At 56.2% G+C, this 25,375-nt stretch carries 17 protein-coding genes and 1 pseudogene; 1 reads left to right on the forward strand and 17 read right to left on the reverse strand.

What is annotated here, in order from left to right:
- Window positions 1–47: 47 nt before the first annotated feature.
- From ABMV07_RS12730 to betT, 14 genes and pseudogenes are all read right to left on the reverse strand, one after another.
- Window positions 48–3,653: pseudogene (locus ABMV07_RS12730) on the reverse strand (beta-ketoacyl synthase N-terminal-like domain-containing protein); the annotation flags it as partial.
- A 99-nt stretch (window positions 3,654–3,752) separates the two neighbouring features.
- The gene (locus tag ABMV07_RS12735; protein ID WP_374064685.1) at window positions 3,753–5,567 is read right to left on the reverse strand and encodes a FadD32-like long-chain-fatty-acid--AMP ligase; all 1,815 of its coding nucleotides are present in this window, start codon (window positions 5,565–5,567) and stop codon (window positions 3,753–3,755) included.
- Window positions 5,568–5,641: 74 nt separating this feature from the next.
- A complete protein-coding gene (locus tag ABMV07_RS12740) occupies window positions 5,642–6,553 on the reverse strand; it encodes a cutinase family protein (protein WP_197692016.1) in 912 nt (303 codons plus the stop codon).
- A gap of 5 nt (window positions 6,554–6,558) precedes the next feature.
- Complete coding sequence (locus tag ABMV07_RS12745) at window positions 6,559–7,074, reverse strand: hypothetical protein (RefSeq protein WP_088267156.1); 516 nt, start codon at window positions 7,072–7,074, stop codon at window positions 6,559–6,561.
- Window positions 7,074–8,990 carry an alpha/beta hydrolase-fold protein gene (locus ABMV07_RS12750; protein WP_196977393.1) on the reverse strand — a complete coding sequence of 639 codons (1,917 nt, stop codon included), beginning with the start codon at window positions 8,988–8,990 and terminating at the stop codon, window positions 7,074–7,076. Before ABMV07_RS12750 ends, ABMV07_RS12745 begins: the two co-directional genes overlap by 1 nt.
- 202 nt (window positions 8,991–9,192) lie before the next feature.
- Window positions 9,193–10,416 carry a glycosyltransferase family 87 protein gene (locus ABMV07_RS12755; protein ID WP_199325439.1) on the reverse strand — a complete coding sequence of 408 codons (1,224 nt, stop codon included), beginning with the start codon at window positions 10,414–10,416 and terminating at the stop codon, window positions 9,193–9,195.
- 44 nt (window positions 10,417–10,460) lie between these two features.
- Window positions 10,461–11,477: an alpha/beta hydrolase gene (locus ABMV07_RS12760; protein ID WP_088267154.1), complete on the reverse strand. Its 1,017-nt coding sequence runs from the start codon at window positions 11,475–11,477 to the stop codon at window positions 10,461–10,463.
- Window positions 11,478–11,625: 148 nt separating this feature from the next.
- A complete protein-coding gene (locus ABMV07_RS12765) occupies window positions 11,626–13,299 on the reverse strand; it encodes an arabinofuranosyl transferase C (protein ID WP_088267153.1) in 1,674 nt (557 codons plus the stop codon).
- A 33-nt stretch (window positions 13,300–13,332) separates the two neighbouring features.
- Entirely contained in the window at window positions 13,333–14,310 is a 978-nt protein-coding gene (locus ABMV07_RS12770; protein ID WP_014319491.1) for a decaprenyl-phosphate phosphoribosyltransferase, read from the reverse strand.
- On the reverse strand, window positions 14,307–14,801 hold the full coding sequence (locus ABMV07_RS12775) for a phosphatase PAP2 family protein (protein ID WP_014302511.1): 495 nt from the start codon (window positions 14,799–14,801) through the stop codon (window positions 14,307–14,309). The genes ABMV07_RS12770 and ABMV07_RS12775 overlap by 4 nt, the downstream gene beginning before the upstream one ends.
- Window positions 14,801–16,786, reverse strand: a complete 1,986-nt coding sequence (locus ABMV07_RS12780; protein WP_374064686.1) for a glycosyltransferase — start codon at window positions 16,784–16,786, stop codon at window positions 14,801–14,803. Before ABMV07_RS12780 ends, ABMV07_RS12775 begins: the two co-directional genes overlap by 1 nt.
- 84 nt (window positions 16,787–16,870) lie before the next feature.
- Entirely contained in the window at window positions 16,871–17,356 is a 486-nt protein-coding gene (locus ABMV07_RS12785) for a phosphatase PAP2 family protein (RefSeq protein WP_196977398.1), read from the reverse strand.
- Window positions 17,357–17,426: 70 nt separating this feature from the next.
- Window positions 17,427–19,004 carry an aldehyde dehydrogenase family protein gene (locus ABMV07_RS12790; protein ID WP_374064687.1) on the reverse strand — a complete coding sequence of 526 codons (1,578 nt, stop codon included), beginning with the start codon at window positions 19,002–19,004 and terminating at the stop codon, window positions 17,427–17,429.
- 67 nt (window positions 19,005–19,071) lie between these two features.
- Window positions 19,072–21,297 (reverse strand): choline BCCT transporter BetT, encoded by a 2,226-nt coding sequence (betT, locus tag ABMV07_RS12795; RefSeq protein WP_088267150.1) that lies wholly within the window; start codon window positions 21,295–21,297, stop codon window positions 19,072–19,074.
- A 267-nt stretch (window positions 21,298–21,564) separates the two neighbouring features.
- On the opposite strand from betT, the gene betA reads away from it, so the two are divergent.
- Window positions 21,565–23,358 (forward strand): choline dehydrogenase, encoded by a 1,794-nt coding sequence (gene betA / locus ABMV07_RS12800; protein ID WP_196977397.1) that lies wholly within the window; start codon window positions 21,565–21,567, stop codon window positions 23,356–23,358.
- Window positions 23,359–23,422: 64 nt separating this feature from the next.
- Here the strand turns inward: betA and ABMV07_RS12805 are convergent, their stop codons facing one another.
- The 3 genes from ABMV07_RS12805 to glf all read right to left on the reverse strand — a co-directional run bounded on the left by ABMV07_RS12805 (window position 23,423) and on the right by glf (window position 25,361).
- A complete protein-coding gene (locus tag ABMV07_RS12805) occupies window positions 23,423–23,674 on the reverse strand; it encodes a transposase (protein ID WP_374064688.1) in 252 nt (83 codons plus the stop codon).
- Window positions 23,675–23,839: 165 nt separating this feature from the next.
- Window positions 23,840–24,004: a hypothetical protein gene (locus ABMV07_RS12810; protein ID WP_374064689.1), complete on the reverse strand. Its 165-nt coding sequence runs from the start codon at window positions 24,002–24,004 to the stop codon at window positions 23,840–23,842.
- 193 nt (window positions 24,005–24,197) lie between these two features.
- Window positions 24,198–25,361 (reverse strand): UDP-galactopyranose mutase, encoded by a 1,164-nt coding sequence (gene glf / locus ABMV07_RS12815; protein ID WP_196981376.1) that lies wholly within the window; start codon window positions 25,359–25,361, stop codon window positions 24,198–24,200.
- Window positions 25,362–25,375 lie beyond the last annotated feature (14 nt).

The raw sequence follows: 25,375 nt of genomic DNA on the forward strand, positions 1-25,375 counted from the left end.
TGCTCGATAGCAATCTCAGCTCCTTCTGACTGAGCGGCACCACGATCGGCAACAAGCTCCTCCACTAGGGTGACCACGTCTGCGACAGAGGCATCACGCAGGGTTTGTACCTGCAGCGGTGGGATCTGGAAGTCGTGCTCCACACGGTTCTTAATACGCATGCCCATCAGGGAGTCCAAGCCCAGATCAATCAGCGGCAGCTCGCGGGGAAGATCCTCAACGTCATAGCCCATCGCCTCAGAAACGATCGCACGCAGGCGCTCTTCCACACTCTCGGTAGCGGAATCCCACAGCAGGCTATCGGGCACATGTGGGGCTTCTACTTCAACCACCATGCCGGCTTCCGGATCAGGGGCTGGCTCAGCGAGAGGAGTATGCGGAGGGTTGAGTGTGGTGGCAAAGGCCTCTGCGATTTGGTGGGTATTGCCATCGATGACGCGGTAGACCACCACGGCCACGCCGCCAACGTTAGGGGTAGCAACGGTGGTTAGTTCACCGGTGGCAGGAAGCATTGCGGTTTCAGAAATTGCGAGCACCTGCGCACCTGGTTGTACGGCGGTGACGGTAGCGTCGATAAGCGCTGCGGTGGACGGCACCTGATCGGCGACCATCGTAAACGCCAGCGCGCCACCGGGCAGTGTGACCTTCGTGCCCGGCATCGCAACACGATTGCCTGACGACGGCCGCGCGGACGTCCAATAATGCTGGCGCTTCCACGGAATATGCGGCGCAGGAATAATCTCCCCATCGCCATACTCGAAGGAAATAGGCTCGCCCGTAACATAAATCTTGGCCAACAGGTCGCGTATCGACGCCACCTCGTCCACCTTGCGCTTCAACGCAAACAACAACTGCGCATCCGACTTACCAACACTAAAGGCGGTGTTCATCATCGGCATCAGCGCAACAGGATTCGGAGAAATCTCCACCAGCATCATGGCACCATGCGCAAACGCCTGCTCTGTTGCGTCTTGGAACCACACCGACTGACGCGTACAACGCAACCAGTAATCGGTGGTGTGCACCACCGAACCAGCAGGATATACAGTCGCGCGATCCACCGAGCTATACAACGGAATGCGCAGTGGCTTCGGCTCAATCATCGAGGTTTCAGCTGCGAGCTCACCCAACAGCGGATCCAAAGCACTGGTGTGGCCTGCGCCCTTCACATTGAGCAAACGCGCAAACTTGCCCTCTGCCTCAAGTTTTTCCACCAACTTGGTCACGGCTTCACGTGGGCCACCCACTGTGATCATGCCAGGTGCCGCATACACGGCTGGCTCCACACCACTGAACTCAGGGTTGTGTTGGCGGAACTCCTCCAGCGCTTCCACGGAGAATTCCACCACGGCCATAGCGCCGAGCTGGTCCTCAGGTAGCGACTTCTCGCCCTCGCCCATCAAACGAGCACGGTGGATTGCAATGGTCATCGCATCGCGATCAGACAAGCCGCCGGCGGCGTAGGCCGCAGCGATCTCGCCCATCGACATGCCCACGACACCCGCTGGGGTAGCACCAAAGGAAGCCAGCAGATCTGTCAGTGCAATCTGGATGGCAGTGATGGTGACCTGCGCGGTTTCGGTGGTGTAGGTTTCCTCATCGTTGGTGATGATGTCCAGCATGGACCAGCCGGCCTCAAAAACCACCAGCTCGTCGAGCTCCGCGATACGCTGTGCGAACTCCTCGGAAACGCTCAGCAGCTTCTTGGCCATCAAGCGGTGCTGGGAGCCGAAACCGGAGTAAACAAACACAGGTGCGGTGCTGGGGGCGTCGGCCACAGCGATACCCATGGCGGTCTTGCCCTCAGCAACGGTGCGCAGGCGCTTAACGGCCTCTTCGGTGGTTTCTGCTGTGACCACAGCGCGGGAGCGGCCATGGTTGCGTTTTGCGGTCGAGCGCGCCACCTTAGGCAGGTCGCTGTCGGGGCGACCTTCGAGGAAGTCGGCCAGCGCGGCGGCTGCTTCACGACGTCGCGACGGCAGCAATCCCGACACTTCAAAAGTGACAGCATTCGGGTTGTTAGGATCAATCAGGCTCGGGGCATAACGACGCTCCGCATCAGCCGCTGGCTCATAAGAGCTCAACACAACGTGCGCATTGGTGCCACCGAAGCCAAAACCGGACACACCGGCGATCTTCTTGCCGGAATACTCAGGCCATTCGCGTGGATCTTCCACGACCTCAAGGTGCTCGGCATCAAAGTCAACGTAGCGATTCGGACCAGCGAAGTTCAAAGAAGCTGGCAGCGTGTTGTTCATCATCGACAACACCACCTTGATCAAACCAGCAGCGCCCGCAGCCGACTCGGAGTGACCAAAGTTGGTCTTAGCCGAACCCAGCAAGGTAGGGGTTGCTGCGTCACGGCCAGGGCCTAGGACCTTGCCAAGTGCGGTTGCTTCGATGGGGTCACCCAAGATGGTGCCGGTGCCGTGTGCTTCCACGTAGTCCACGTAGCGTGGGTCGATACCAGCGTCGGCGTAGGCGCGCTGCAGCACATCGACCTGTGCATCTGGGTTAGGCGCGGTCAGACCGTTGGAGTGTCCGTCGGAGTTCACCGCGGAGCCCTTAATCACGGCCAAAATGCTATCGCCATCGGCGACGGCATCTTCCACGCGCTTGAGCACGAGCACGCCAGCGCCGTCGGAACGCACGAATCCATCGGCGTCGTCGGAAAACGCGTGGATCTTACCCGTTGGGCTAAACACGCCAAGCTCACCAAAGCTAGTGGACACGAACGGTGCCGCCATGATGTTAACGCCGCCGGAGACAGCAACATCAGCGTCGCCCTCACGCAGCGCGCGCACCGCCTGGTGCACCGATACCAGCGACGAGGAGCACGCCGTATCGACGCTTACCGACGGACCACGGAAGTCGAAGGCATAGGACACGCGGTTAGCCACAATCGAGCTGGCATTCCCCGTCATCGCATAAGGATGTGACTCGGCTGGATCAGCACCGATCAACATGCCGTAGTCATTATTGGAAGAACCGAAGAACACACCCACCGGCTTGCCTTTAAGCGAGGATGCCGGAATGTGTGCGTGCTCAAGAGCCTCCCATGTCAGCTCTAACATAATGCGCTGCTGCGGATCGATATTGACTGCTTCCAACGGAGATAGTCCAAAGAACTCCGCATCAAAGGAAGCAATATCGTCTAAGTAGCCACCCCGTAAATCGGTATTAGCTATCTTTTCGCTGGTGACCTCGTCAGCAGCATATTCCGACCAACGCCCCTCCGGCAGGTCGGTGATACCATCGCGGCCCTCAATGAGCATTGACCACATCTGGTCAATGTCATGTGCGCCAGGGTAACGGGCTGCCATGCCCACGATGGCGATGTCATGAGACGCAGTTCGCTGATTTTCTCGCTGTATAAAGACGGGCGCGGCCGCCTCAGGAGCACCCTCGATCAGACGCTGGCTCAGCGCCGCGATCGTTGGGTACTCATAAGCGATGGTCGCGTCGAGTTTGACGCCCAAGAGGTTCTCTAATTCCCCTGAAAGTAGCACCACGTCACGGGAGGAAAGCCCGAAAGATTGCATCGGTTTATCATCGGTGATTTCTTCCGCGGGCAAACCTGTAGTGGCTAAGACCCAATCGTGCAGCCATGTGCGTAGCTGCGAAGTGGTCATAGCCGTGACGCGAGAATCCATACTTTAAACCTCAGAATATTGCAGACGAAACAGTCGTTCTATCCTATATCGTCTCACGCGTCACAAATGTTTCACGCGCGGGGCAATATTCCGAAAAACCTAGTGGGACTCTTGATACGCCTTCTTGTTCACACGACGAGCAATCTTGCCGGAGGAAGAACGCAGAATCTCATCGGGAGCCACAATGTGAATATCCGCTGGAACCACACCATGAGCTTCCGTGACAGCAGCACGGATAGCGTCGATAGCCTCCGCATCACCAGATGGATCACGATCCAGATCGCGCTCCGCCAAGATAATCAGCTGCTCCACAGCATCGCCCTCAATGGCAAAGGCAGCCACTGCAGCAGGGCGGATGTGCTCAGAGGCATGATCCACCGTGTACTCAATATCCTGCGGATAGTGGTTACGGCCCGCAATTATCACAAGATCCTTCAAACGACCCGTGATGTAGAGTTCACCGTCCACAATCACACCAAGGTCACCTGTCGCCATCCACTTCGTGGACTCCTCCGGTACACCTGCCGCACGGGAGTTCTCCAAACGACCAGCCAAGGTGTTGTGGAACGTCTCTGCGGTATCTTCTGGACGATCCAAGTAGCCAGCAGCCATGTTCTCACCATGAGCCCACAGCTCACCGATAGTGCCATCTGCAACCTCGGTGCGCATCTCGGGATCCACGATGACCAAGTTCTGTGGGCGCACCACTTGGCCCACACCAGTCAAAGCCACAGCATTATCGCCCTTGTCGACGATCACCGCGCGGTTTGCAGCCAACTGCTCACGATCAAAGTAAGAAATCACAGGGCGCTGCGGAGTCTGCGGGGTAGTTACCAGCAGTGATGCCTCAGCAAGGCCATACGACGGGCGCATGTTCTGCTTATTCAAACCATAAGGCCCGAACACCTCAACAAAAGCCTCCACGGCCTTCTCCGTGACCGGCTCAGAACCAATAATAAGGCCCTCAACAGCAGAAAGGTCCAAGCCCTCAAAAGGCGTTGCATAACGTGCAGCAAGCTCGAGCGCGAAGTTCGGAACCACAGCGTAGACCGCGTTATCACCCTCACGACGATCCAGCTGGTCAATCCAACGCTTTGGCTGCTGGATAAAGTCGCGCGGCGACATCATCTCGAACTCCAAGCCCAACAACGTAACAAACACGGCCAAGATGATGCCCATGTCATGGTGCAGCGGCAGCCACGACACCAAACGCAACGGAGTCTTCAACTGAGCCGCGGTAAAAATCTGCAGCACGTTGGTCACGATCGAACGATTGGTCAGCACCACACCGGCAGGGGTACGAGTAGAGCCCGAGGTGTACTGCAAGAATGCTGGCAAATCAACAGGGTTCATCGCAGCAGCTGCCATCGACGGCGTAGGGATCTGATAGCTTTGCGCAAGCGTATCCGGTAGCGAATCAATGGAGATAATACGAGGGCGCTGCGCACCTGGCAGCGCAGAGAAGAAGCGACGAACCGCCGCAGCCGACGCATTATTGGTCAGCACAATCGCAGGCTTTGCGTCCCCCATCACCGCAGTCAGGTGATCGGCATGCCCCGGCTCAGAGGGGTCATACAGCGGAACAGGCACCAGACCTGCATACAAAGCGCCGATAAAACCGAAAAGGTATTCAGGGCTGTTGTTAGCCAAAATAGCTACGCGGTCCCCCGGCTGTGCCACCTGCTGGAGGCGTGCTGCCACCGACTTAATACGAGTGTTGATCTCGCGGCGGTTGTAGTCACGAGCCACGCCACCCTCAGTGCTGTAATCCCAGTAGCGCATGCAGTGACGATCACCGCCATCTACATCCGACTGGTAGAATAATTCGCTCAGACCTGCGAGCGTAATTTGTGGCGGTAGCGCAATGTTGCCCTTGGTGTCAAAGAACTGGCCCATGGCTTTATGCAGATCCATACGTCTCCTTCAAAGTAAACAACGTCCATGCAACATATTGTTTTTGATGACAAAAATGTTACACGGACGTTGGATTATCCGTCGATAAGTCCTCGGATCCAATCAACAACCCACTGGTTTGTTGTCGTCCCTGGGAATACATTCGGGTTGGTGGCATACAAGGCGTGCACACCATTGGCTTCCACCAGCGCCTGCGCCCGTGCGAGCGCATTGCCCACATCTCGAGGGGCGTCGCAAATCGTGTCATCCGGCGCACAAATCTCCACCGTCTTGGCATCCAACTCACCGAAGCCACCCACGCGCGGACCGCGCATCGTAGCACCAGGCACAATCGGCTGGACCAGCAGATTCAGCGGTTGCAAAGCGATCTCTGCACCCACACCGGCAACAGGATTGCCCACAGCCTGGCCCACACCAGGCTCGCGACGACCATCAGCAATCAGGGCGACACCCCTGACACGCTCCGCTGGGATAACCCCAGCACCGGTACCAATACGGTTAGCAATATCGCCAACGATCACAGCACCCTGCGAAAAGCCCGCCATCACAAAGTCAGTCTGCGGGCACTCCTTGTGCATCCGCACCAACTCGCCTTCCAAGGTCGAAGTGCCTTCCTGACGCGACTCGTCATAAGACATCTCTTCTTGGGAGTTGATGTTGCGGAACTGCGCGGTATACGGCAACGTCCACACCAACACATCACCCGCATACTGCTCCTGCAGCGGACGAGAAATGCTCAGCATGAACGATGCCGGATTCGCCATCGGATTCAGCGGGTCGTCGTTACGCGCCGACTCCCACGTACCCGGCGCCGAGATAACCTCAACAGCAGGGCAAGAATCAGGCTGGGATGGTTGCTCACTGCTCGAAGGAGCCGCCTGCGAGTCACGCTGCTCATCAGAACTCGTGTTCATCCAGCGGACCACACCGGCGAGAATAATCACCAGCACAACCACGGTGGCTGCGACCGTCAGAAGTTTTTTCATAACTACTAGCAGTACGCGGATTTCGCAGAACTTTCAATGAGCTTGACCAGCTCATCAAAGTTCTTGGTGGTTCGTTTCTGCTCAATCAGCTGGCCAGCAACCGCCTGAACCGTCGCCGGATTCACGCCATCAGCCTTGCCACACACGAGGTTGCCCAAGCCAACCATCTGGCTTTCTACACCCTCAACTTTCACGCCACCCTTTTCCAAGGACTCGAGGTAACCCTTGTCCTGTTTGGTGGGCTCAAAGCTTTGCTGCGGCACTTCACTGACCTGCTTACCAGGCACGTCGTTTTCCTGCGGCTCGCCCGCCGGACCGCCCATCACAGCGGTGGGCTCGGTGCTACGGCTCGCAGACGTCGACCCCTTAGCGGAACTCGACTCCGAGCTCTTCGCCGCAGCTTTCGACGACTTGGTCAACGGTGCCACCGAGGTGCTCTGATCCTCGTCGGTCACTGTTGCTTCACCGCAACCGGCCAGCGCAAGACATGCGACGGCCGCAAGAACCACGGCCCTACGCATTAGCGACGCTCCTCACGGATAACGCCATTGACCTGCGAAATCTTACCGTGCTGGAAGGTTATTTCCTCGCCACCAGCAGGAATCTGAGCGTGGTCGGTCACAGGGAAGCCCAACTCACCCTGCTCCCACTTCTTTACACCCCATGTGTTGAAGATGTCGCCCTTGCGGATGAAGTGTGCTCCGGTAGCAGCAGACCAGTAGATGTTGCCGTGCTCGAACTGCTGGAAAGCACCACCGTTGATCTTGATCTCGTCAGAAACTGGGAAGCCCAACTCAGACTCAGCGGTCTTCATCTCACGGTACTTCTTAGCGATCTCGCCGCGCAGCCACTGGTTTTTGTTGTCCTTAGTGCGCACCACAAGGCCGCCCTCGAACTCCTGAACAAATCCGCCAGCTACTTCCTTTGCCTCAGCAACAGGGAAGCCCAAGAAGCCATTCTCCCACTGCTGCTCGCCCCACTTATCCACAATGTCCTTAGGCACTGCAATAGCGCCACGCTCAGGGGACCAATAGATGTTGCCATTTTGGAACTGCACCACGCGAGCGTTGTCCTTGATGGCGAACTCGCTGCTGATGGGGAATCCCAGCCAGGACTGTGGGCCGCCCATTTCGCTGTAGCGGGCGTTGATGCGACCGTAGAGAGCATGTGCACCGGTTGATGGCGACCAGTAAGCGCGACCGCTAACAAAGTCCTCAGCCTTACCACCTGGAACGTCGTACTCGTTGTTCACGCAGGAGCCCACCTTTCCGGACTTCACAGCATCTGCAATCGCGCCAATAGGAGCACAGGATGCACCGCGATCAGATTCGGACAAGCCCAGTGCATTAGCCATGTAAGGCCACGCCTGAGTCATCTCAAACTGCCAGTATGGCCAGTCGTGCACGCCCGATGGGCGGAAGAATGTCTGAACCTCAACGCCTGCGCGACGAGCGTGAGCAACGAAAGTTTCAGTGGTCATACGAGAGATCACCTCAAGGCCAATGCCTGCGTAGCTACTCTTCTTGTTAGCCACCGAACCTGGCTGACCGAAGTCATCACGCCCGGAACCTGCAGAAACATAGGTGGTGATGCCACGAAGTGCCTCAACACCTAGCTTAGGATCGTGGTCGATCCAATCCTGGCTGCCCTCAGGGCCCCACATAGCGGTGCTGTCGTAACCACCGGCGTCGTTTTGTGCAGCGCGAATAGCAGCTGGCATACCAATCGAGGTGGTATCCAAGTATCCAGAGAAGGAGCCAACGAACTTGAACAGGTCAGGGCGACGCTCAGCCAAGTTGATGGCAGCCGTGCCACCCATAGACAGGCCGACGACAGCGCGGTCGTCGTTAGTACGGAAACCATTCTTGAGTACAGGGACGAGCTCGTTAGTCAGGAAGGTTTCCCACTTGTAGTGCTTGCCATTGTTTGGCTGCTGCCAGTCAGAATAAAAAGAAGACTGGCCGCCAACCGGCAAGATCACGTTCACGTTCTTATCAGAGTAGAACTGCTCGATGTTGGTACCAATGGTCCAGCCATTTTCCACATCGGTAGCGCGCAGGCCATCAAGAGCCCACACAGATGGGAAGCTGCGGTTAGAATCCTGGAACCAGTCGCGAGCCAAGAGAATCTGAACCTGCACCTGTCCCATAGAAGGAGTGTTCACGTAGACGGCAACACGACGGCCGCCGAGCCACTCCACACGATCGACGGATACACCAGCAGGCAGGCCATCAACCTTAGGGTGATCGGTGCGCACTGGGGTGCGCTTCACGCCTTGCTGGTTAAGATAATCGGTCTGACCGCCCAGTAGACCAGAGCTACCTGAGCTTTGAGCGTTGGCTGGAACCATAACCGAGACACCCATTGCCAAAGCAACGGGCACGGCGGCGGTGGCAATCCAGAGGGAACCACGCTTGCGGAATGCGGTGTCGCGCATAAAAAATTCTCCTGAGTGCAGGGGACGCCAACAAAACCCACGAGGCTTCACAGGTTCCCCTCCTGTGAAACGCTCCCAAGTCCCATCGAGTGTTCGTCCGTCGTTCAACATATACTCGTTCCACGCCACAACAGCATGTGGGTACCATTGTGATAATCGTGAAACATGAGTCTAGAAGTAACTTTAAGTTGAACTTGAGACTTTATCCAGTGACACTCCGTAAACCCCCCACATCTGGTTTCAAATCTTTTTGCAACCCCACCGCAACCATCACAATCACCACACCCGCCAGCATGGCCCCCAAACCATTGCCCACAAACGCCAACGGAGTCGACTCCGGATCAAACACCTCACCCACAGGTGGCAGCAACAACACCACCGACAGCATCGCAGCAATACGCACCCACTGATGGCGCGTCACCACCCCAGCACCAATCAAGGGTAAAAACGCCAACATCGTGTAATGCGACCACACAATCGACGCCATCGCCGTCACCGTGCACGCCACCACAGTCACCGCCATGTGATAACGCCACTGCCGCGATGACCACATCGCCCACGCAAACACCACAGCAATAACGGCACAGATCAGCAACTTCCACACCATTGCCTCCCCCGCATCGCGCACCTCGACCAGCATCTCCGCCTTCCCAGGCTCACTCCACTGCGCCACGATAGAATCCACCGACTGGTTCACCGGTGCCACCAAGGTCTTCGACCCCAACCACCGCAACGTTGTAAACCAATCACGCAATGTTACCCATGGAACCAGAACCACACTGGCAATAGCCCATGCCACAGTCCAGCCAGCGGCCCACAACGCAGCACGCCTCCGCCACAACAACATCACCGGAATCAAAATCACCGGAGTCAGTTTCACCAGCACCGCGCACGACAACAGGAAGCCGGCAAGCCAGGGGCGTCGTAACGCCAAGCCCACAACCGTCAAAGCGATGATAATGGGGGTAGTCTGGCCAATCCACAAGCTCAACTGAAGTGGCAACGATAACCAAATAACTAACGACGCCGCCACCAGCTTCGTCGCATCAAAACTACCCCACAGCTTCAAACACGCAGCCGCAAATGCCACCACTGCAACACCATTGCACGCAGCCAGCAACAGCACGCTCTGCTCAAAGCTCAACAACGTTAAAGGCGTGAGCAAATATGCCACCAACGGGTTGTGAACAAATGGGTGCGCATAGGGTGCTAGCTCGGAAATCTCAGCCGCATAGGCCGGCCACACATCTCCAGAAAAGGAGGCAAAATCATTAGGATCCAGAGCATACAGATGCTCCGTTTTCCCATCCGTAACCATCCTGGCCGCAATCCATAAACTAGCCCAATCGTCCGGCTGCGCCGAGAAATGAACTCGCACGGCGCTGGCGATACCCACCACGAGGGCCCACAACCACGTAAAACGCATAGAAATAAGAATAACCCCCACCAGAGGCGGGGGTAGAAAACTTATTACCAAGCGTTCATCACGTCAAGAATACGACCCTTGGTTATCTCAATCTGGTAGCGCCACTGTCCCCAGTTATGCACGCCTCTAGACGGGTAATTAGTAGTGATATCCAATCCTATAGAGCGAGCCTGAGCCTCCCAGATTCGAGTGGATACGCGTGAAGCAATCTCTAGCGCAGAACCGCTAATGCGCTCTCCCACTGGATAATTGAAATCAGGGGCTCCCCAAATACCGCTAGCCGCAGAAACGTACACATCCTTACCAGCAAGACCACCAGCGTTGACCAGTGGATCGAGCTGGAAACGACGCAGTCCGAAGAACGAACCATACATATTGTTGATGTTAAAGCCACCGATTTCCTGCAGTGCCAAGGCCATCATCAAGTAGGTGCCAGGAACCGACATGGAAAGGTAACCGGAGAAGCTGAGCACCTGACGGAACTGATCTGGGTGCAGTGCAGCCAAGTTCATTGCTGCGGTAGCGCCCATGGATAAACCGGCAATGGAGTTGTTGGTTGGGGAAACACCGAAGTTAGCAGCCAAGTAGCCTGGCAGCTCGGCGGTCAAGAACGTCTCCCACTTGTACACAGCCTTTTGAGGGCCCGCAGGACCAACCCAGTCGGTGTAGAAGGAACCTGCGCCACCAACAGGCATAACCAAGGTGATGTTGTGGTCAACGAAGAGATCCTGTGCGTGAGCTTCTACCGTCCACGCATTAGCAAGGTCGTTAGCGCGAGCACCGTCGAGGAGGTAAAGGCCTGCGTTGCCACCACGCTGAGCTGGCTGGATCTGAACGGTAACGTTGCGTCCCATTGCTGGGGAGAAAACGTCACAGCGCTGAACCCAGAAGCCAACGCCGTCCCACTCGCATGTACCGGTAGCGTCAGCTCGCAGGAAGTCACGGTTTCCTGCCGTTGCGACGCCCGTACCTGCGACAACCATGGATGCGGCTGCGGCGACAGCTGCGACAGTAGCGACGGTTTTCCTACCGACCTTTTTCAACCGTGATGCGATTGTCATAAATCTCCTCGACTTCAACCAAGTGTCTCTTCACGTTATATCGCCATCCACAGGCTTATGTTACGGATTTGAGACAAAATCTTGATAAAAATAACACACTTGCAGCAGTTCCGGCACCTTTGACATACTCTCAGGGGTAATTCAGGTTCTATTTGTGATCAACATCGCCGCTGGGCGCACCATCAAACTGCAAGGTAAGCCCCGTTGTCACCGCAAACTTCATGTTCTTAACAAAGCGCTTGACACTCATCGGTTCCTTATAAGAAGCCATGAGTTCTGCAGCGTCACCTGACTGCAACATCTCCCGCACCTGACGGGTTACCTCCTTATCCACCCACTTAGGCAAGATGTTGAGATCTGCACTGGAATCCGCCAGATCCCACTCCAATGGCAACTGCTTGTTATGCCCAATACGCCCACCGTCGATCTTTGGTTGACGCGCAGCCAAAGGAGTACTCAAACCGACAGTGTCATGCACACGCACATCAAGACCAGCATTCATACTCGTCATGCCGAGGTTGAGGTGCATCAGCGCCAACGGCTGGTCGCCATCACGAGGCACCACGGCCCAAGAAAGAAGATCCCGCTTCTTATCCACCACATAATTAACCAAGTAGGCACCGTTAGTGGCATGCCCTTTGTCAAGGGCGGAATCAAAGTTGCGCAGCGCAGGTGCGCTAAGGAAGTGGCTCGCACGTCGCGGTGGAGTATCGCGGTGCAGGGTCTGCGTCCAGTACTCCCGCTCGTCGACAATGCCTAGCTCCGTCTGCGCCTGGGTGCCGGTGGGACGCTCATACGTATGCCCGTGCAGGGTAACTCCCAGCGCCCAGACCGCCACCGCAGCCGCAGCCCAGCCATTTTTCTTTGTCACCGGAACCACCATAATAGGTAGCAGCAGTGCGAACAGCGGTAGGAGCAGCATGCGACCATGCATGAAATCGCCGCCGACCTTAATCACATACACAGCATGAAGCAGGCCGCAGGCAATCATCAGCACCCCACGACGTTCCAATCCCACGACTAGTACCGCAACCACAGGTAGAAGAAGGTACATGCCATAACTGCTGACCAAATCCCACAGGTAGCTCAGCCCACCAGCCCAGTCGCTAGAGCTCGCCGACTTTGCGACGGCCGTATGCGGCACCAGCAACCCGTAGTACCCCATCCGGAAGACCTCATACCCCAGCGGAACGGGAACCGCCACTGCGATGATCTTCCAACGTTGCGACCAATCCGTGGCCTTATATAACAGCCACAGCCCAAAAATGGCGCCATATAGCAGCATTTCGGGGCGGATTAGCCAACCAATCCCTAGCCAAAAAGCAAAGAGGTAGGTGTGCTTGGTACCGCTCAACCACCACATCACCGCTAAGTAGAAAATGGACAGACCCCACTCCAAACCGGAGGTGGCAAAATCCCGCGCGGGAGGAAGCGCTATATAAATGAGTGCACCAAAAGGCACCAACAGGTGGGCACTGTCACGGTAACGCACTGCTGTGGCATAAGCACCCACCATGAGTGCTAGCACGCTCAAGATTAAAGAGGCCCCGAGCGCAATGCGGTGAATATCAGCGCCACTGATAAGGGCACAGAGATAAATAATGTATTGCCACAGTGTTGAGGTACTGGCCTCAACACGTTCCCCGACGTTAAACACTGGACCGTTGCCGGCGAGCAAGTTCCTCACGGTCCGCAACACGATGAGGCCGTCGTCGCTCATCCAGCGACGCGCCCAACCTCCCCAGAACATGAGCACACCCACAACAACCACGCTGATCAGGGTGGATAACTGAGGTGTACTCCAATTCCGGATTCGACTCATACGCATGCTTCTTCTAATTCCGAGGTGTCCTTTTTATAGAGCCGGTACTAGGTAGACAGCGATACCGATACAAATAACCCAGCCCAAGGCCAAGAACTGCAGCGGACGGTCCGACAATGCGATCTCATCAGGCGCACCGCCTTCACCACGGTCAACGTCTGCCGCATAACGCAGAATTGCCACCGTGAATGGAACCATAGAAACCTGGTACCACACGGAAGCGGTACCGCTTGCAGCTTTGGCCATCTCAAAGCCCCACAAGGAGTAAGCCATGACCACGGCAGTTGCAGAAAGCGTCCACACAAAGCGCAGGTAGGTAGGCGTATAGCCCTCAAGGGACTTACGGATTTTGGCACCAGATTTTTGCGTGAGCAGGATCTCAGCATAGCGCTTACCCGACGCCATAAACAGCGAACCGAATGCTGCGACCAGCAGGAACCACTGCGATAGGTCGATTCCGGCAGCAACACCGCCGGCCATCGCACGCAGCATGAATCCAGAGGACACCAGAGCGATGTCGATCACTGGTTGGTGCTTCCAGCCGAAGCAGTAGCCCAGCTGCAGTGCAATGTAAACAGCAACCACGATAGCCAAGCCGTGGCCAGACGATGCGGTGTAGCTGATCGCAACCGCGGCGATGATAAGGACCACGGCCATGATGTAGGCCAAGCCCACGGGAAGCACGCCGGCCGCGATCGGGCGGAAACGCTTGGTGGGGTGTGCGCGGTCAGCTTCTACGTCGCGGGCATCGTTGATCAAGTAGATCGCGGAGGCAGACATACAAAACGCTACGAAGGCGATGAGGATGTCGAACAGGGTGCGAGTGCTGAGCAGGGCGTCGGCCCCAGCGGCCGCTGGGGCAGCAAGAACCAGAACGTTTTTCACCCATTGCTTCGGGCGCAGCGCTTTGATCATGCCGTCGACAAGGTTTTTAGGCGGTTGCCGTTTCTTGTCTAGCTCAACGCCGCGGGTGTGTGGCTCCGGCTCGATAAAGCCTTGGTTCTTGCTCATTTCACCTTCCCAGTTCGTGCAATTGCTTCTGCAGTGACCGCACCTACGAGAGCGCCGGTGGCCACGTCGGTCGGATAATGTACTCCGAGAACCATACGCGACACCATCATCACAGGGATACCCAGCAGCGGCAGCGGGTTGCGGGTGATCCGTGCGAGGCTCACCAGCGCAGCGCTTGTCGACGTCGCATGTGAGCTGGGAAAACTCAGCTTGGACGGGGTTCCGACACCGATTTTGATGCGTGGATCATGAGGGCGTTTACGTCTCACGATTCGCTTTACCACCACACTTATAGCGTGGCTCACAAAGGCGGCCGCAGCGAGACGAACCCACTGCCCACGGCGGGGAGCGTCGATAAGCGCACCCAGCGCACCCATGCCCATCCATCCCAAGGCGTGCTCACCAAAATGACTCAAACCGCGAGCCGTGGCCAAAACGCCCGGAGTAGCAAGGTGTTTTTGCACCTCTACAAGTATGTCTGCTTCTTTCACTAGGACTCCTCAGCCCCTTGTGGTTCCTCGAAAATCTTCGCCCACGCCTCACGGCTGGTCAGCTCCTTGTGAGCCGCACGGTACTCCTCACGCAGACGATCGAAGTTCGCAGCGACCTCCTTTTGCAAGCGGTAAGACTCCTGCAAAAGCTCCTTCGCCTGAGCGCGGTCGCGCTTGCGATAGACAACACCGCGACCATCGGCGGTCGACACCGTGGCGCCGTCGAGACGCGACAAGCTAAACCAACGAGCGTTAATCGGAGCCAAGTTAGCCTGCGGCACATCGTGGTGCTGCGGATTCTCCTTAGACAAGGTGTGCTTAATGCCCTTGAGCAACCAGCCAACCTTCTTCACCGGAGCCAGCGGGCCACTCAGGTTGCACACCGTTGGCACACCCGGCGCACCGGAAGGCCGTGGCAAATCAGCGGCACTTGGCAACACGACGGCATCCGAGTAGTTCTTGCGCAGCGCATTAATGCGTGGCAGAGAGGTTTCAAGGATGTCGAAGAGGTGCGATGGGCCTGCGAGGAAGTCTTTCATTGCCTCGTTTTGAACAGCAACCGTGGAGTACTCCAAGCACAGGAGGTGCTTGAGGGTGGCCTTTTGCATGGATCGCACCATGCCTGCTGGGTTGCCGTTTTCGATAGCGCCAACGATCAAGCGGTTGCGTAGGTGGAAGTAGGCTTGCCAGTCGATGGCATCGTCTTTATCCGACCATGCGAGGTGCCAGATAGCCACACCAGGCCAGGTGGCGGTGGCGAATCCGGCGTTGCCGGCGCGCAGGCCGTATTCAGCATCGTCCCACTTGATAAACAGTGGCAGTGGCTGGCCGATCTGCTCGGCAACCACGCGTGGGATCACGCACATCCACCAGCCGTTGTAATCGACGTCGATACGGCGGTGCAGGTCCTCAGTCTTAGGACGATCGCTTGGGGCATCGGGTCTTGGGCGATCACTCAAGGGGTACTTGGCAAAGTCGTGGTCGTAGTGCACGAATGGTGCGGAGGTCCACATGAAGATGTTGCGGTCCACAACCTCACCCATGGAGTGCAGGTGGCTGCGCTCTTGCAGGCTGAGCATTTGGCCACCAACCAAGATAGGACTCTTGGCGTAACGAGCTACCTGAAGCGCACGCAGGACGGAGTCCGGCTCGATGGCAATGTCGTCATCCATGTACAGGATGTAAGGCGACTGTGCGACACCAGCTGGTTTGGTGCCATCCACGCCACCGAGTGCCTCGTACATAATGCGGGAGTAGCCGCCGGAACCACCGAGGTTGCCTTGGCGGAACTCGAAGAAACGATCACCGAAGTGCTCGGTTGCTTCCTTATAACCTAGCTCATCAGCTGGGTGCTTGTTGCCCTGGTCGGGCATAATCACAGCGTCGATGACCGCATCGACTTCTGGGTCTTCCGACAGTGCGGTCAGCGCGGCAACAGCGTCAGTTGGGCGGTTGAAGGTAGGGATACCCACCGTCACGCGCTTATCAAAAGGTCCCACCTGGCTGCCATCTGGCATGACTTGTGGCTGCGGTGCCTGCGCAGCGTACCAACCAGCCTTGAAGGTCACGTCGGTTTCTGCGGTGACATAGAACCACAGCCAGCCGCCGTCCTCGAAAGGAGCCAAGCTCAGGTCGAATTCCACAACGCCATCGCTGACCACTTGGCCTTGCTCGGCATACGACGCCCCGTCGATCTTAGTGCGGAACACATCCACACGGGCAGTGCCCGTGACCTCTACACGCAGGATTACGTTGTCCAGCTGCGTCCAACGACGCCAGTAGCTGGCAGGGAACGCATTGAAGTACGTCTGAAAGCTCACTTCGTCGCCAGCAGAGATAGCAACGGAGTGGCGGTCGTTCCACATGGCGCGGCCATTGTTGTGCTCAGACTCAATCAGGTAGAGCATGCGGACGTCGTGCGGCTCTCCTGCTTTAGGCATCAGGAAGCGCTGCAGTGATTCGACTGCTTTACTCATGGTAAGCATGGGGCCTTTCTAATAAGTGCGGTCGTGCCTCACCAACCACGAAACAGGGAAAGTGGGCACTCTTCAGATAACAGCGTAGTTGGTTTATTCCGAATTCGACTGATTGAAGCGGCAAACAGACCAAATTGACCACACTGCGATGACCCCAATTGTGCCACCGACGAAGACGTCGCTAAGCCAATGCACCCCCACATAAAGCCTGCTAAGGGCCACCAGTACCGCCACACACCACGCCAATTGCTGCACCCAAGCGCGCGTTGAGAGATAAGAAATAACCGTGGCAAGGGCAAAGGCCGCTACCGCATGACCAGAGGGCATTGATGGGTTGAAATGGTAAAGCAGCTGCTCGGCGATCGGTGGGCGTTCGCGACCGATGAGCGCTTTAAGCACCGGACTAAGTGAGACAGCAAAACCCACCGCTAGCAGGGGAAATGCTGCTTGTAGCGGTGGGTTATGGCAGGCGCGCCACGCAGACCACAGTGCGGAGTACAGCAGGACGTAGCGCGGCGCGAATGCCAAGGTGAAGGGCACAACGAGGGAGGTCAACCACTCCGAACGTAGCGCGATCATGTAGCTCCACACGGCGTGGTCGATACCCAACGAAAACTCCCTTGCTTCTTGTTTAAAACAAAAAGCTAGTTTAACCGGCAAACCATCCAGTCACAGCAGGGGCGATGTTCTGGTAGACGTGCTTGTGCTCTTGGTACTCAGCCAAACCGGTAGGGCCTAGCTCCCGACCATTACCGGACTGCTTCATGCCACCCCACTCAGCCTGTGGCAGATAAGGGTGGAAGTCGTTGATCCAGATGGTGCCGTGGCGCAGCTTGCGGGCAACACGCTCAGCCTTTCCAGCATCCTGGGTCCACACGGCACCAGCCAAACCGTATTCGGTGTCATTGGCAATAGCAATGGCTTCTTCCTCGGTGCGGAAGGTTTCCACAGTTACGGTTGGGCCGAATGCTTCATCGTGCACACAGTCCATGTCGCGGGTGCAGTTGTCGATGATCGTCGGCAAGTAGAATGCGCCGGCCGCCAGATCGGTGTTTCCGGTAGCGTGCGATCCCTCATTGTCGCTGGCATCGGCAACACGGCCGCCGGTGGTGATCGTAGCTCCCTGTTCCTTGGCGGCGACGACGTACGCGTCCACCTTGTCGCGGTGCTCAAGGGAGATCAACGGGCCAGTCTCCGCAGCGGTGTCGAGAGGTCCGCCGAGCTTAATCTGGGCAGCGCGACGAGTAAGTTCCTCCACAAAGCGATCATGGATGGACTCTTCCACCACAATGCGCGAACCTGCCGAGCAGACCTGGCCGGAGTGCACAAAAGCACCGTTGAGGGCATTATCCACGGCAGCATCAAAGTCCGCATCTGCGAAGATGATATTTGGGTTCTTTCCACCTAATTCGAGAGCTACTCGCTTCACAGTTTCAGCTGCATTGCGTGCAATCAAACGACCAGTGACTAGACCACCGGTAAAGGACACCATGTCTACCAACGGGCTGGTAGACAACGGATTGCCACAGCTAGCACCAGCACCCGTAATCAAGTTAGCCACACCAGCTGGAACACCCGCACGCTCAAATAGGGTCATCAGCATCATGGCCGTGTGCGGCGTAAGCTCCGCCTGCTTCAACACAAAAGTGTTACCCGCAGCCAGCGCCGGAGCCACCTTCCACGAAACCTGCAGCAAGGGGTAATTCCATGGCGTAATCAAACCGCACACACCAACCGGTTCGACGTCGATACGCGAGCGAACGTTCGGATCACCTGGATCAACCACGCGACCTGCCTCGTGCTGGGCGAGGGTGCCAAAGTAATCAAAAGCATTAGCGATGTCATCCATATCCAGCTCAGATTCCGCCAAGCGCTTACCGGTATCAGCGGACTCCGCGCGCGCAAACTCATCCTTATGCTCACGCAACAGCGCACCAACCTTGAGCAAAATCTTGCCGCGCTCTACCGCAGGCACCGCCGCCCACTCACCGCGATCAAACGTCTCACGAGCTACCGCAATCGCACGCTCAGTATCCTGCTCCCCCGCTTCCGAAACGATACCCACCACGCTGCCGTCGGCAGGATTAGTAATCGTACGTACCTCGCCGCTACCGGCAGGTTGCCACGTGCCATTGATATATAAGGTGGCAGGCTTGGTGGAATCGCTAAAGCAGCCGGCAAGAAGCTCAGACTTCTGGGGATCAAATACTGCGTTCGATGTGGTCATATATATTTTCTCCTTTAATACTGTGTTGATTGCTTACCTAAAAAGTGCCCTAATGAGCCCCCCGATCTTAGGAAAACAACGGTGGAGTTGCACCATCGCTCAGATCCGAGGAACCTGGCAAATCTCTATGCATGTGCAAGAATTCGAGGTGACGTTCGTACAAATCCAGCACGTTGTCGATGAGCTGTTCCTGGGTATAGCCGTAGACGTCGTACCCCAAAGAACCTGTCAGGTCACACACCTCAAGGCGGTAGTAGGTTTCCTTCTCCGAGGCATTGGCTTTACGGGTGAATTGTGGCACAGGGTTGCGTACCGGTAGCAGCTGATAGCGGAAGTTTTGCTCAGAGCCCATTTCCACGATCAGATCCAATCCCTCAACCGCCTGCGGCTCCGTGGTAACCAACCGTGCGTTAATCCCCTTACTACACAGTTCTTCAGCAACCTGTGTGAGTGCCGGCGTTGCCACATTGGTGATATACGCCTGTACCTTAGCAGCACTCGGCCACGTATTGGCACGACTGAGACGACGACGCCACGAAATAGAGTGTCCCTGCTGTTCACCGATGGCGCTACGCCCCGACATAGCAGCATGAACCGACACCACGCGAGCATTCTTTTGAGTTTGCTCCAATCGGAAACAACGCACCAAACCGGCCATGACCAGATAGATCACGATGGTAAACGGCAGCCCCATCACCACGGTGGCCGACTGGACGGTGGCAATACCGTCGAGCTGCAACATCACAATTGTGAGCGCACCGACAACCACAGCCCAGAAAATTCGGGACCACACTGGGCCGTCTTGACTGCTGTGGTGGGTGGTAGAGGTGAAGTTACTCATCACCAGCGCACCGGAGTCAGCAGAGGTGATGTACAGCAACAGACCGATCATGGTGGCCAGTCCCACGAGGAAGATCGCACCTGGGTAGGTGGCCAGCAGATCGTAGAAGCCGCGCTGGGGGTTAGCGGCAGCCTCGTGGCCAAAAGCATCGTTGCCGCCGCGCACGATGGCGAGTGCGGAGTTACCAAAGAAGCTCATCCACAACACGATGAACAAGAAGGGGATGCTCAAGGTGCCGAACACGAATTGGCGCAGGGTGCGGCCGCGGGAAATACGGGCGAGGAACAGGCCCACGAATGGTGCCCAGGCCACCCACCATGCCCAGAAGAATAGGGTCCATGCGCCCAACCATGCCTTGGTATGCTCCGGGTCGTCGGAAAACGCGTAGGTGTCCATGGTCATCCCCGGTAGGGAGGACACGTAGTCGCCGATGTTCATCACAAGACCGTCGAGCAAGAAGGCGGTTTTACCTGCGATGACCACGTAGATCATGAGGGCGATGGCGAGCAGCACGTTGATTTCGCTGAGCACTTTGATGCCCTTATCCACGCCGGATACCGCAGAAAGCGTTGCGACGGCCACTGATACCACCACAAGGATGATCTGCCAGGTAGGGCCTTCTTCTACCCCGAAGAGTACTTTCATACCGTAATTCAACTGCACCACGCCGATACCCAGCGAGGCTGCGATACCGAAGACGGTACCCAGCATGGCAGCGATGTCTACGCAGTTACCCACCGCACCGTGAATGCGCTTGCCGATCAACGGATATAGTGCCGATCGAATAGCCAGTGGCATGTTTAAACGGTAGGCATAGTAGCCAAAAGCCATGCCCATCAGGCAATACAGCGCCCAGCCGGTCATGCCGTAGTGAAATAGTGCCCACACCACGGCTTGTTCTGCAGCCTCGCGCGTTTCACCCTGACCAACAGGCGGGCCATAGTACTGGGCCACTGGTTCTGCGACGGAGAAGAACATAAGATCCACACCGATACCCGCTGCGAACAGCATGGCCGACCACGAGAAGAGTTTGAACTGTGGGCGGGAGTGATCGGGACCTAGGCGGATGCTGCCGGTTCTGGTGACGGCAACACCGATAACAAAAACGATCACCACGGTGGCGGTGAGGATATAGAACCAACCTAGGTTGGTAGAGATCCACTCGGTGACCGCACCGAGTGCCGTGGCTGCTTTTTCACGGGCGAAGAATGCCCAGAGGGTCAGCGCAATAATGCCCACTGCGGATGCGCCGAATACGGGCCAGTTGATGGTGGGTTCGGGGATGTTATTTCCACCTGCGGAACTATCACCGACAACTCCCCCCGCACCGGCTTTATATGAACCGACCAAAACTTTTGGAGCGGCTTCCTTTACCCCCAGTGTTTTACCCCCATGTGAGGTTGATGCGTCCACCGAGGACGCGTCACCATCTATGTGAGCATCTTCTTTCACACCGTGTCACCTCTTCTTATCGTTTACTCATCATCACTGTTGCTGGAGTCGATGTTTCGCCATGTGAGACAGCAGTTTTGACCCACTGGTTTTTAGACAAAATTACGGTTTCTAAGTCGCATTTTTACCCATTTGCACCGAGTTCATTCTCCGTTACATCACTGTCGACACTACACAGCACAGGACTTTTTGTGTGGCAGCAATCTCAACTCGCTGGCACACTGGAAAATAGAAGAAGCTGATAAACCTGAAAGGAAAAGGAGATATATGAGTTTACGAAACCGACTCCGCACCTCAATTTCTAAGCACGACACTGACGGCGAATTCATTCAAGATCGGACACGCGATGTGGTTATCGTGGGTGGTGGCTCAGCCGGCTCCGTGCTTGCCAATCGCCTCTCGGAAGACGCCGACACAAGCGTGATGGTGCTGGAAGCCGGTCGCTCCGACTCCCTGTGGGACTTGTTCATCCACATGCCCGCAGCATTCTCCTTCCCCATCGGCAACAAGTACTACGACTGGGCTTATGAGTCCGAGCCAGAACCACACATGAACGGTCGTCGCATTTACCACGCCCGCGGCAAGGTTCTCGGTGGTTCTAGCTCCATCAACGGTATGATTTTCCAACGCGGTAACCCCATGGATTACGAGAAGTGGGGCGCGCTGCCAGGCATGCAGAATTGGGACTTCAAGCACGTGCTGCCGTACTTCAACAAAATGGAAACCGCGCTGGGTGCCGATGCCAACGATCCTCGTCGCGGTCATACCGGCCCACTGAAACTCACCCGAGGTCCAGCTACTACCCCACTGTTCCAGGCGTTTTTCCGTTCCGTTCAGGAAGCGGGCTACAACCTGACTAACGACGTCAACGGTTACCGCCAAGAAGGATTCGCTCCCTTTGACCGCAACATTTTGAAGGGCAAGCGCCTTTCTGCTGCTCGTGCTTATTTGCACCCAGTTATGGATCGCACCAACCTTGAGGTGCGCACCCGTGCATTCACCACTCGTATCTTGTTCAACGAGGCTGGCACGCAGGCTACCGGTGTTGAGTATGAGTGGAAGGGCAAGAAGCGTCGCGTGATGGCCAACAAGGTTATCTTGTGCGGCGGTGCTTTTAATACTCCACAGCTGCTGCAGGTCAGCGGTGTTGGTGATCGTGAGGTTTTGGAAAAGGCTGGCGTTGATGTGATCAAGCATCTGCCAGGCGTGGGCGCTAACTTGCAGGATCACTTGGAGGTTTACGTTCAGTACAACGTGACTAAGCCAGTCTCGGTGCAGCCGAACTACAAGATGACGCGTCGTCCGTTTATCGGTTTGCAGTGGCTGCTAACCAAGAAGGGCCCTGTGGCTTCTTCCCACTTTGAGGCTGGTGGCTTCGCGCGTTCGAATGACGATGAAGCCTACCCGAACTTGATGTTCCACTTCCTGCCGATGGCGATTCGTTACGATGGTACCCAGCCGGAAGGCGATCACGGTTTCCAGTTCCACGTCGGCCCCATGTACTCCGACACCTTGGGGCATGTGCACATTACCTCGCCAGATCCTAAGGCTAAGCCGGAGATCATCTTCAACTATCTGGCCACTGAGCAGGATCGACGCGAGTGGGTTGAGGCGGTGCGCGTTTCGCGTCGCCTGCTGGATACGGATGCTATGAAGGAGTACACTGACGGTGAGATTTCTCCCGGTGCGGACGTACAAACCGATGAAGAGATCTTGGAGTGGGTGCGTAACGACGCCGAAACCGCTCTGCACCCTTCGTGTACCGCGAAGATGGGCTCGGCTGACGACGCTATGGCCGTAGTCGATCCAGAGAACATGCAGGTTCATGGTATTGATGGCTTGTATGTGTGCGATGCTTCCGCGATGCCAATTATTACTAACGGCAACATCTATGCCCCTGTGATCATGATGGCAGAAAAGGCTGCCGATTTAATTAAGGGCATTAAGCCGCTGACACCCATCGACGTTCCGTTCTACAAAGCTAAGCAAGGTATGCCGCTGTACGCTGAAGGCGAGAAGGTTCGCGATCACACGAAGGCTATTCCTGGCGCTGACCACTAGTCTTCTGGCACAAAAGCGCCACTGAGTTCCATACTCTAGTGGCGCTTTATTGGCTCTTCCGGTTTTAGAGTGCATTGATTGTGTGTCGCATGTTGGCGGCGTGGATCAGGCACCAAAAGATGTAGTGGTCGAAGTAGACGAGGATGTCTTTGCGGCGCTTGTTCATGGTCCTACCCAACTGCGCGATCTCAGCTATCCTAGCGTCTTTCATGCCAACAAGCGTGTCAATGAGCATGCTCATGGTTTTGTTGGCTGCTTGCTTGTTGGTAGTAGTACCAGGTCTGTTGCAGCGGCGCATAGTCGTCGTCGAAGTCAAACAGTTTTTCAAGCCTCCTACGGGGCTTGTCACCGGTTAGGCGTACAACGTGGAATAGGTCTATGACTTAGGTGGTGTTGAAAATGACGTCGCCGGTGGCGGTGGCATAGCCTTGGAAGCCGTCCATACTGGTGATTTTGACCTGATTACGAAACTTCGCTTTGATTATTCAGCCATGTTCGCAAACGCGTCAGTGTTTCTTCCTGGGACAACGTCAAAAAGCCAGGCGGGGCGGATGACGTTTCCATCGCGCAATACTCCAGGCTGCCCGCACGTGGGGCATTCATTGATGGACTCGACGGGCTCGGCTTCAATAACGGTAACTATCACCGTGTTCTACGGTGCGGCAGATGGTATCGACGATGGCATTTCCGTTAGGCTGCACAGTAGGTCCTTGGTTGTGGATGGATGGTTTAGACACCCTTATTCCTACAAAGCCAAGGGTCCTAGTATCTTGTGCCACGCCCGAACCCCTCGGCGAACTAATCAATGCACTCTAAAACCGGAAGAGCCGCTTTAGCTGTTATTTCAGGGCGTCGACAAGCTTGTTATCAAACATCGACAATGCCGAAGCAATAGCCATGTGCATGTCTAGGTACTGGTACGTGCCCAGACGCCCGCCGAAGTACACCTTGCTGGACTCCGTCTCGGCGTCGGCAAGCTCGCGATACTTGCGCAACATCTCGCGGTCACTTGGGGTGTTAATTGGGTAGTACGGCTCATCGCCCTCTTCCGCGAAGCGCGAGTACTCCTTCATAATCACCGTCTTGTCCTTTGGGTAGCGATCCTCACGCTCAGGGTGGAAGTGACGGAACTCGTGAATACGCGTGTACGGGAACTCCGCATCGTTGTAGTTCATCACAGGGGTCCCCTGGAAATCACCCGTGTTCAGCACCTCAGTTTCAAAGTCCAAGGTACGCCAACCAAGGTGGCCCTCAGAGTAGTCAAAGTAGCGATCCAGTGGGCCGGTGTAGACCACAGGAGCCTCAGGGTTCTGTGCGCGGAGATCCTCACGCACCTCAAACCAATCGGTGTCCAACCGCACCTCAATGTTCTCGTGATCAGCCATGTTGCTCAACCACTGCGCGTAGCCGTGGACAGGCAGACCCTCATAGGTGTCGTTAAAGTAACGGTTATTAAAGTTGTAGCGCACAGGCAACCGCGTGATATTACCCGCCGGCAGCTCCTTCGGATCCGTCTGCCACTGCTTCGCCGTATAATCGCGAATAAACGCCTCATACAACGGACGACCAATCAGCGAGATCGCCTTTTCCTCCAAGTTGGTTGCATCCTTGGAATCAATCTCCGCAGATTGTTCCTTGATCAACTCGCGAGCCTCATCAGGAGTGTAGTAACGGCCAAAGAACTGGTTAATCAGACCCAACCCCATAGGGAACTGGTAAGCAGTGCCATTGTGCATAGCAAACACACGGTGCTGGTAACCGGTGAAAGCGGTGAACTGATTCACGTAGTCCCACACCCGCTTATTAGAAGTGTGGAACAAGTGCGCACCATACTTATGGATCTCAATACCCGTCTCTGGCTCCGCCTCCGAATAAGCATTGCCACCCAAGTGAGAACGCTTCTCCACGATGAGCACCTTCTTGCCCAGCTGGCTAGCAGCACGCTCAGCAACCGTCAGGCCAAACAGGCCAGAACCTACCACGATCAGATCAAAGTCAGACATGGGTATGAGTGTAG

It is taken from the genome of Corynebacterium belfantii (genome assembly GCF_041898185.1).
GTDB lineage: Bacteria > Actinomycetota > Actinomycetes > Mycobacteriales > Mycobacteriaceae > Corynebacterium > Corynebacterium belfantii.

Bases quoted from the DNA above. Each gene is read 5' to 3' on its own strand.
- ABMV07_RS12735 (WP_374064685.1), bottom strand. From the start codon at position 5,567: ATGGATCTGCATAAAGCCATGGGCCAGTTCTTTGACACCAAGGGCAAC.
- ABMV07_RS12740 (WP_197692016.1), bottom strand. From the start codon at position 6,553: ATGAAAAAACTTCTGACGGTCGCAGCCACCGTGGTTGTGCTGGTGATT.
- ABMV07_RS12745 (WP_088267156.1), bottom strand. From the start codon at position 7,074: ATGCGTAGGGCCGTGGTTCTTGCGGCCGTCGCATGTCTTGCGCTGGCC.
- ABMV07_RS12750 (WP_196977393.1), bottom strand. From the start codon at position 8,990: ATGCGCGACACCGCATTCCGCAAGCGTGGTTCCCTCTGGATTGCCACC.
- ABMV07_RS12755 (WP_199325439.1), bottom strand. From the start codon at position 10,416: ATGCGTTTTACGTGGTTGTGGGCCCTCGTGGTGGGTATCGCCAGCGCC.
- ABMV07_RS12760 (WP_088267154.1), bottom strand. From the start codon at position 11,477: ATGACAATCGCATCACGGTTGAAAAAGGTCGGTAGGAAAACCGTCGCT.
- ABMV07_RS12765 (WP_088267153.1), bottom strand. From the start codon at position 13,299: ATGAGTCGAATCCGGAATTGGAGTACACCTCAGTTATCCACCCTGATC.
- ABMV07_RS12770 (WP_014319491.1), bottom strand. From the start codon at position 14,310: ATGAGCAAGAACCAAGGCTTTATCGAGCCGGAGCCACACACCCGCGGC.
- ABMV07_RS12780 (WP_374064686.1), bottom strand. From the start codon at position 16,786: ATGCTTACCATGAGTAAAGCAGTCGAATCACTGCAGCGCTTCCTGATG.
- ABMV07_RS12785 (WP_196977398.1), bottom strand. From the start codon at position 17,356: ATGATCGCGCTACGTTCGGAGTGGTTGACCTCCCTCGTTGTGCCCTTC.
- ABMV07_RS12790 (WP_374064687.1), bottom strand. From the start codon at position 19,004: ATGACCACATCGAACGCAGTATTTGATCCCCAGAAGTCTGAGCTTCTT.
- betA (WP_196977397.1), top strand. From the start codon at position 21,565: ATGAGTTTACGAAACCGACTCCGCACCTCAATTTCTAAGCACGACACT.
- glf (WP_196981376.1), bottom strand. From the start codon at position 25,361: ATGTCTGACTTTGATCTGATCGTGGTAGGTTCTGGCCTGTTTGGCCTG.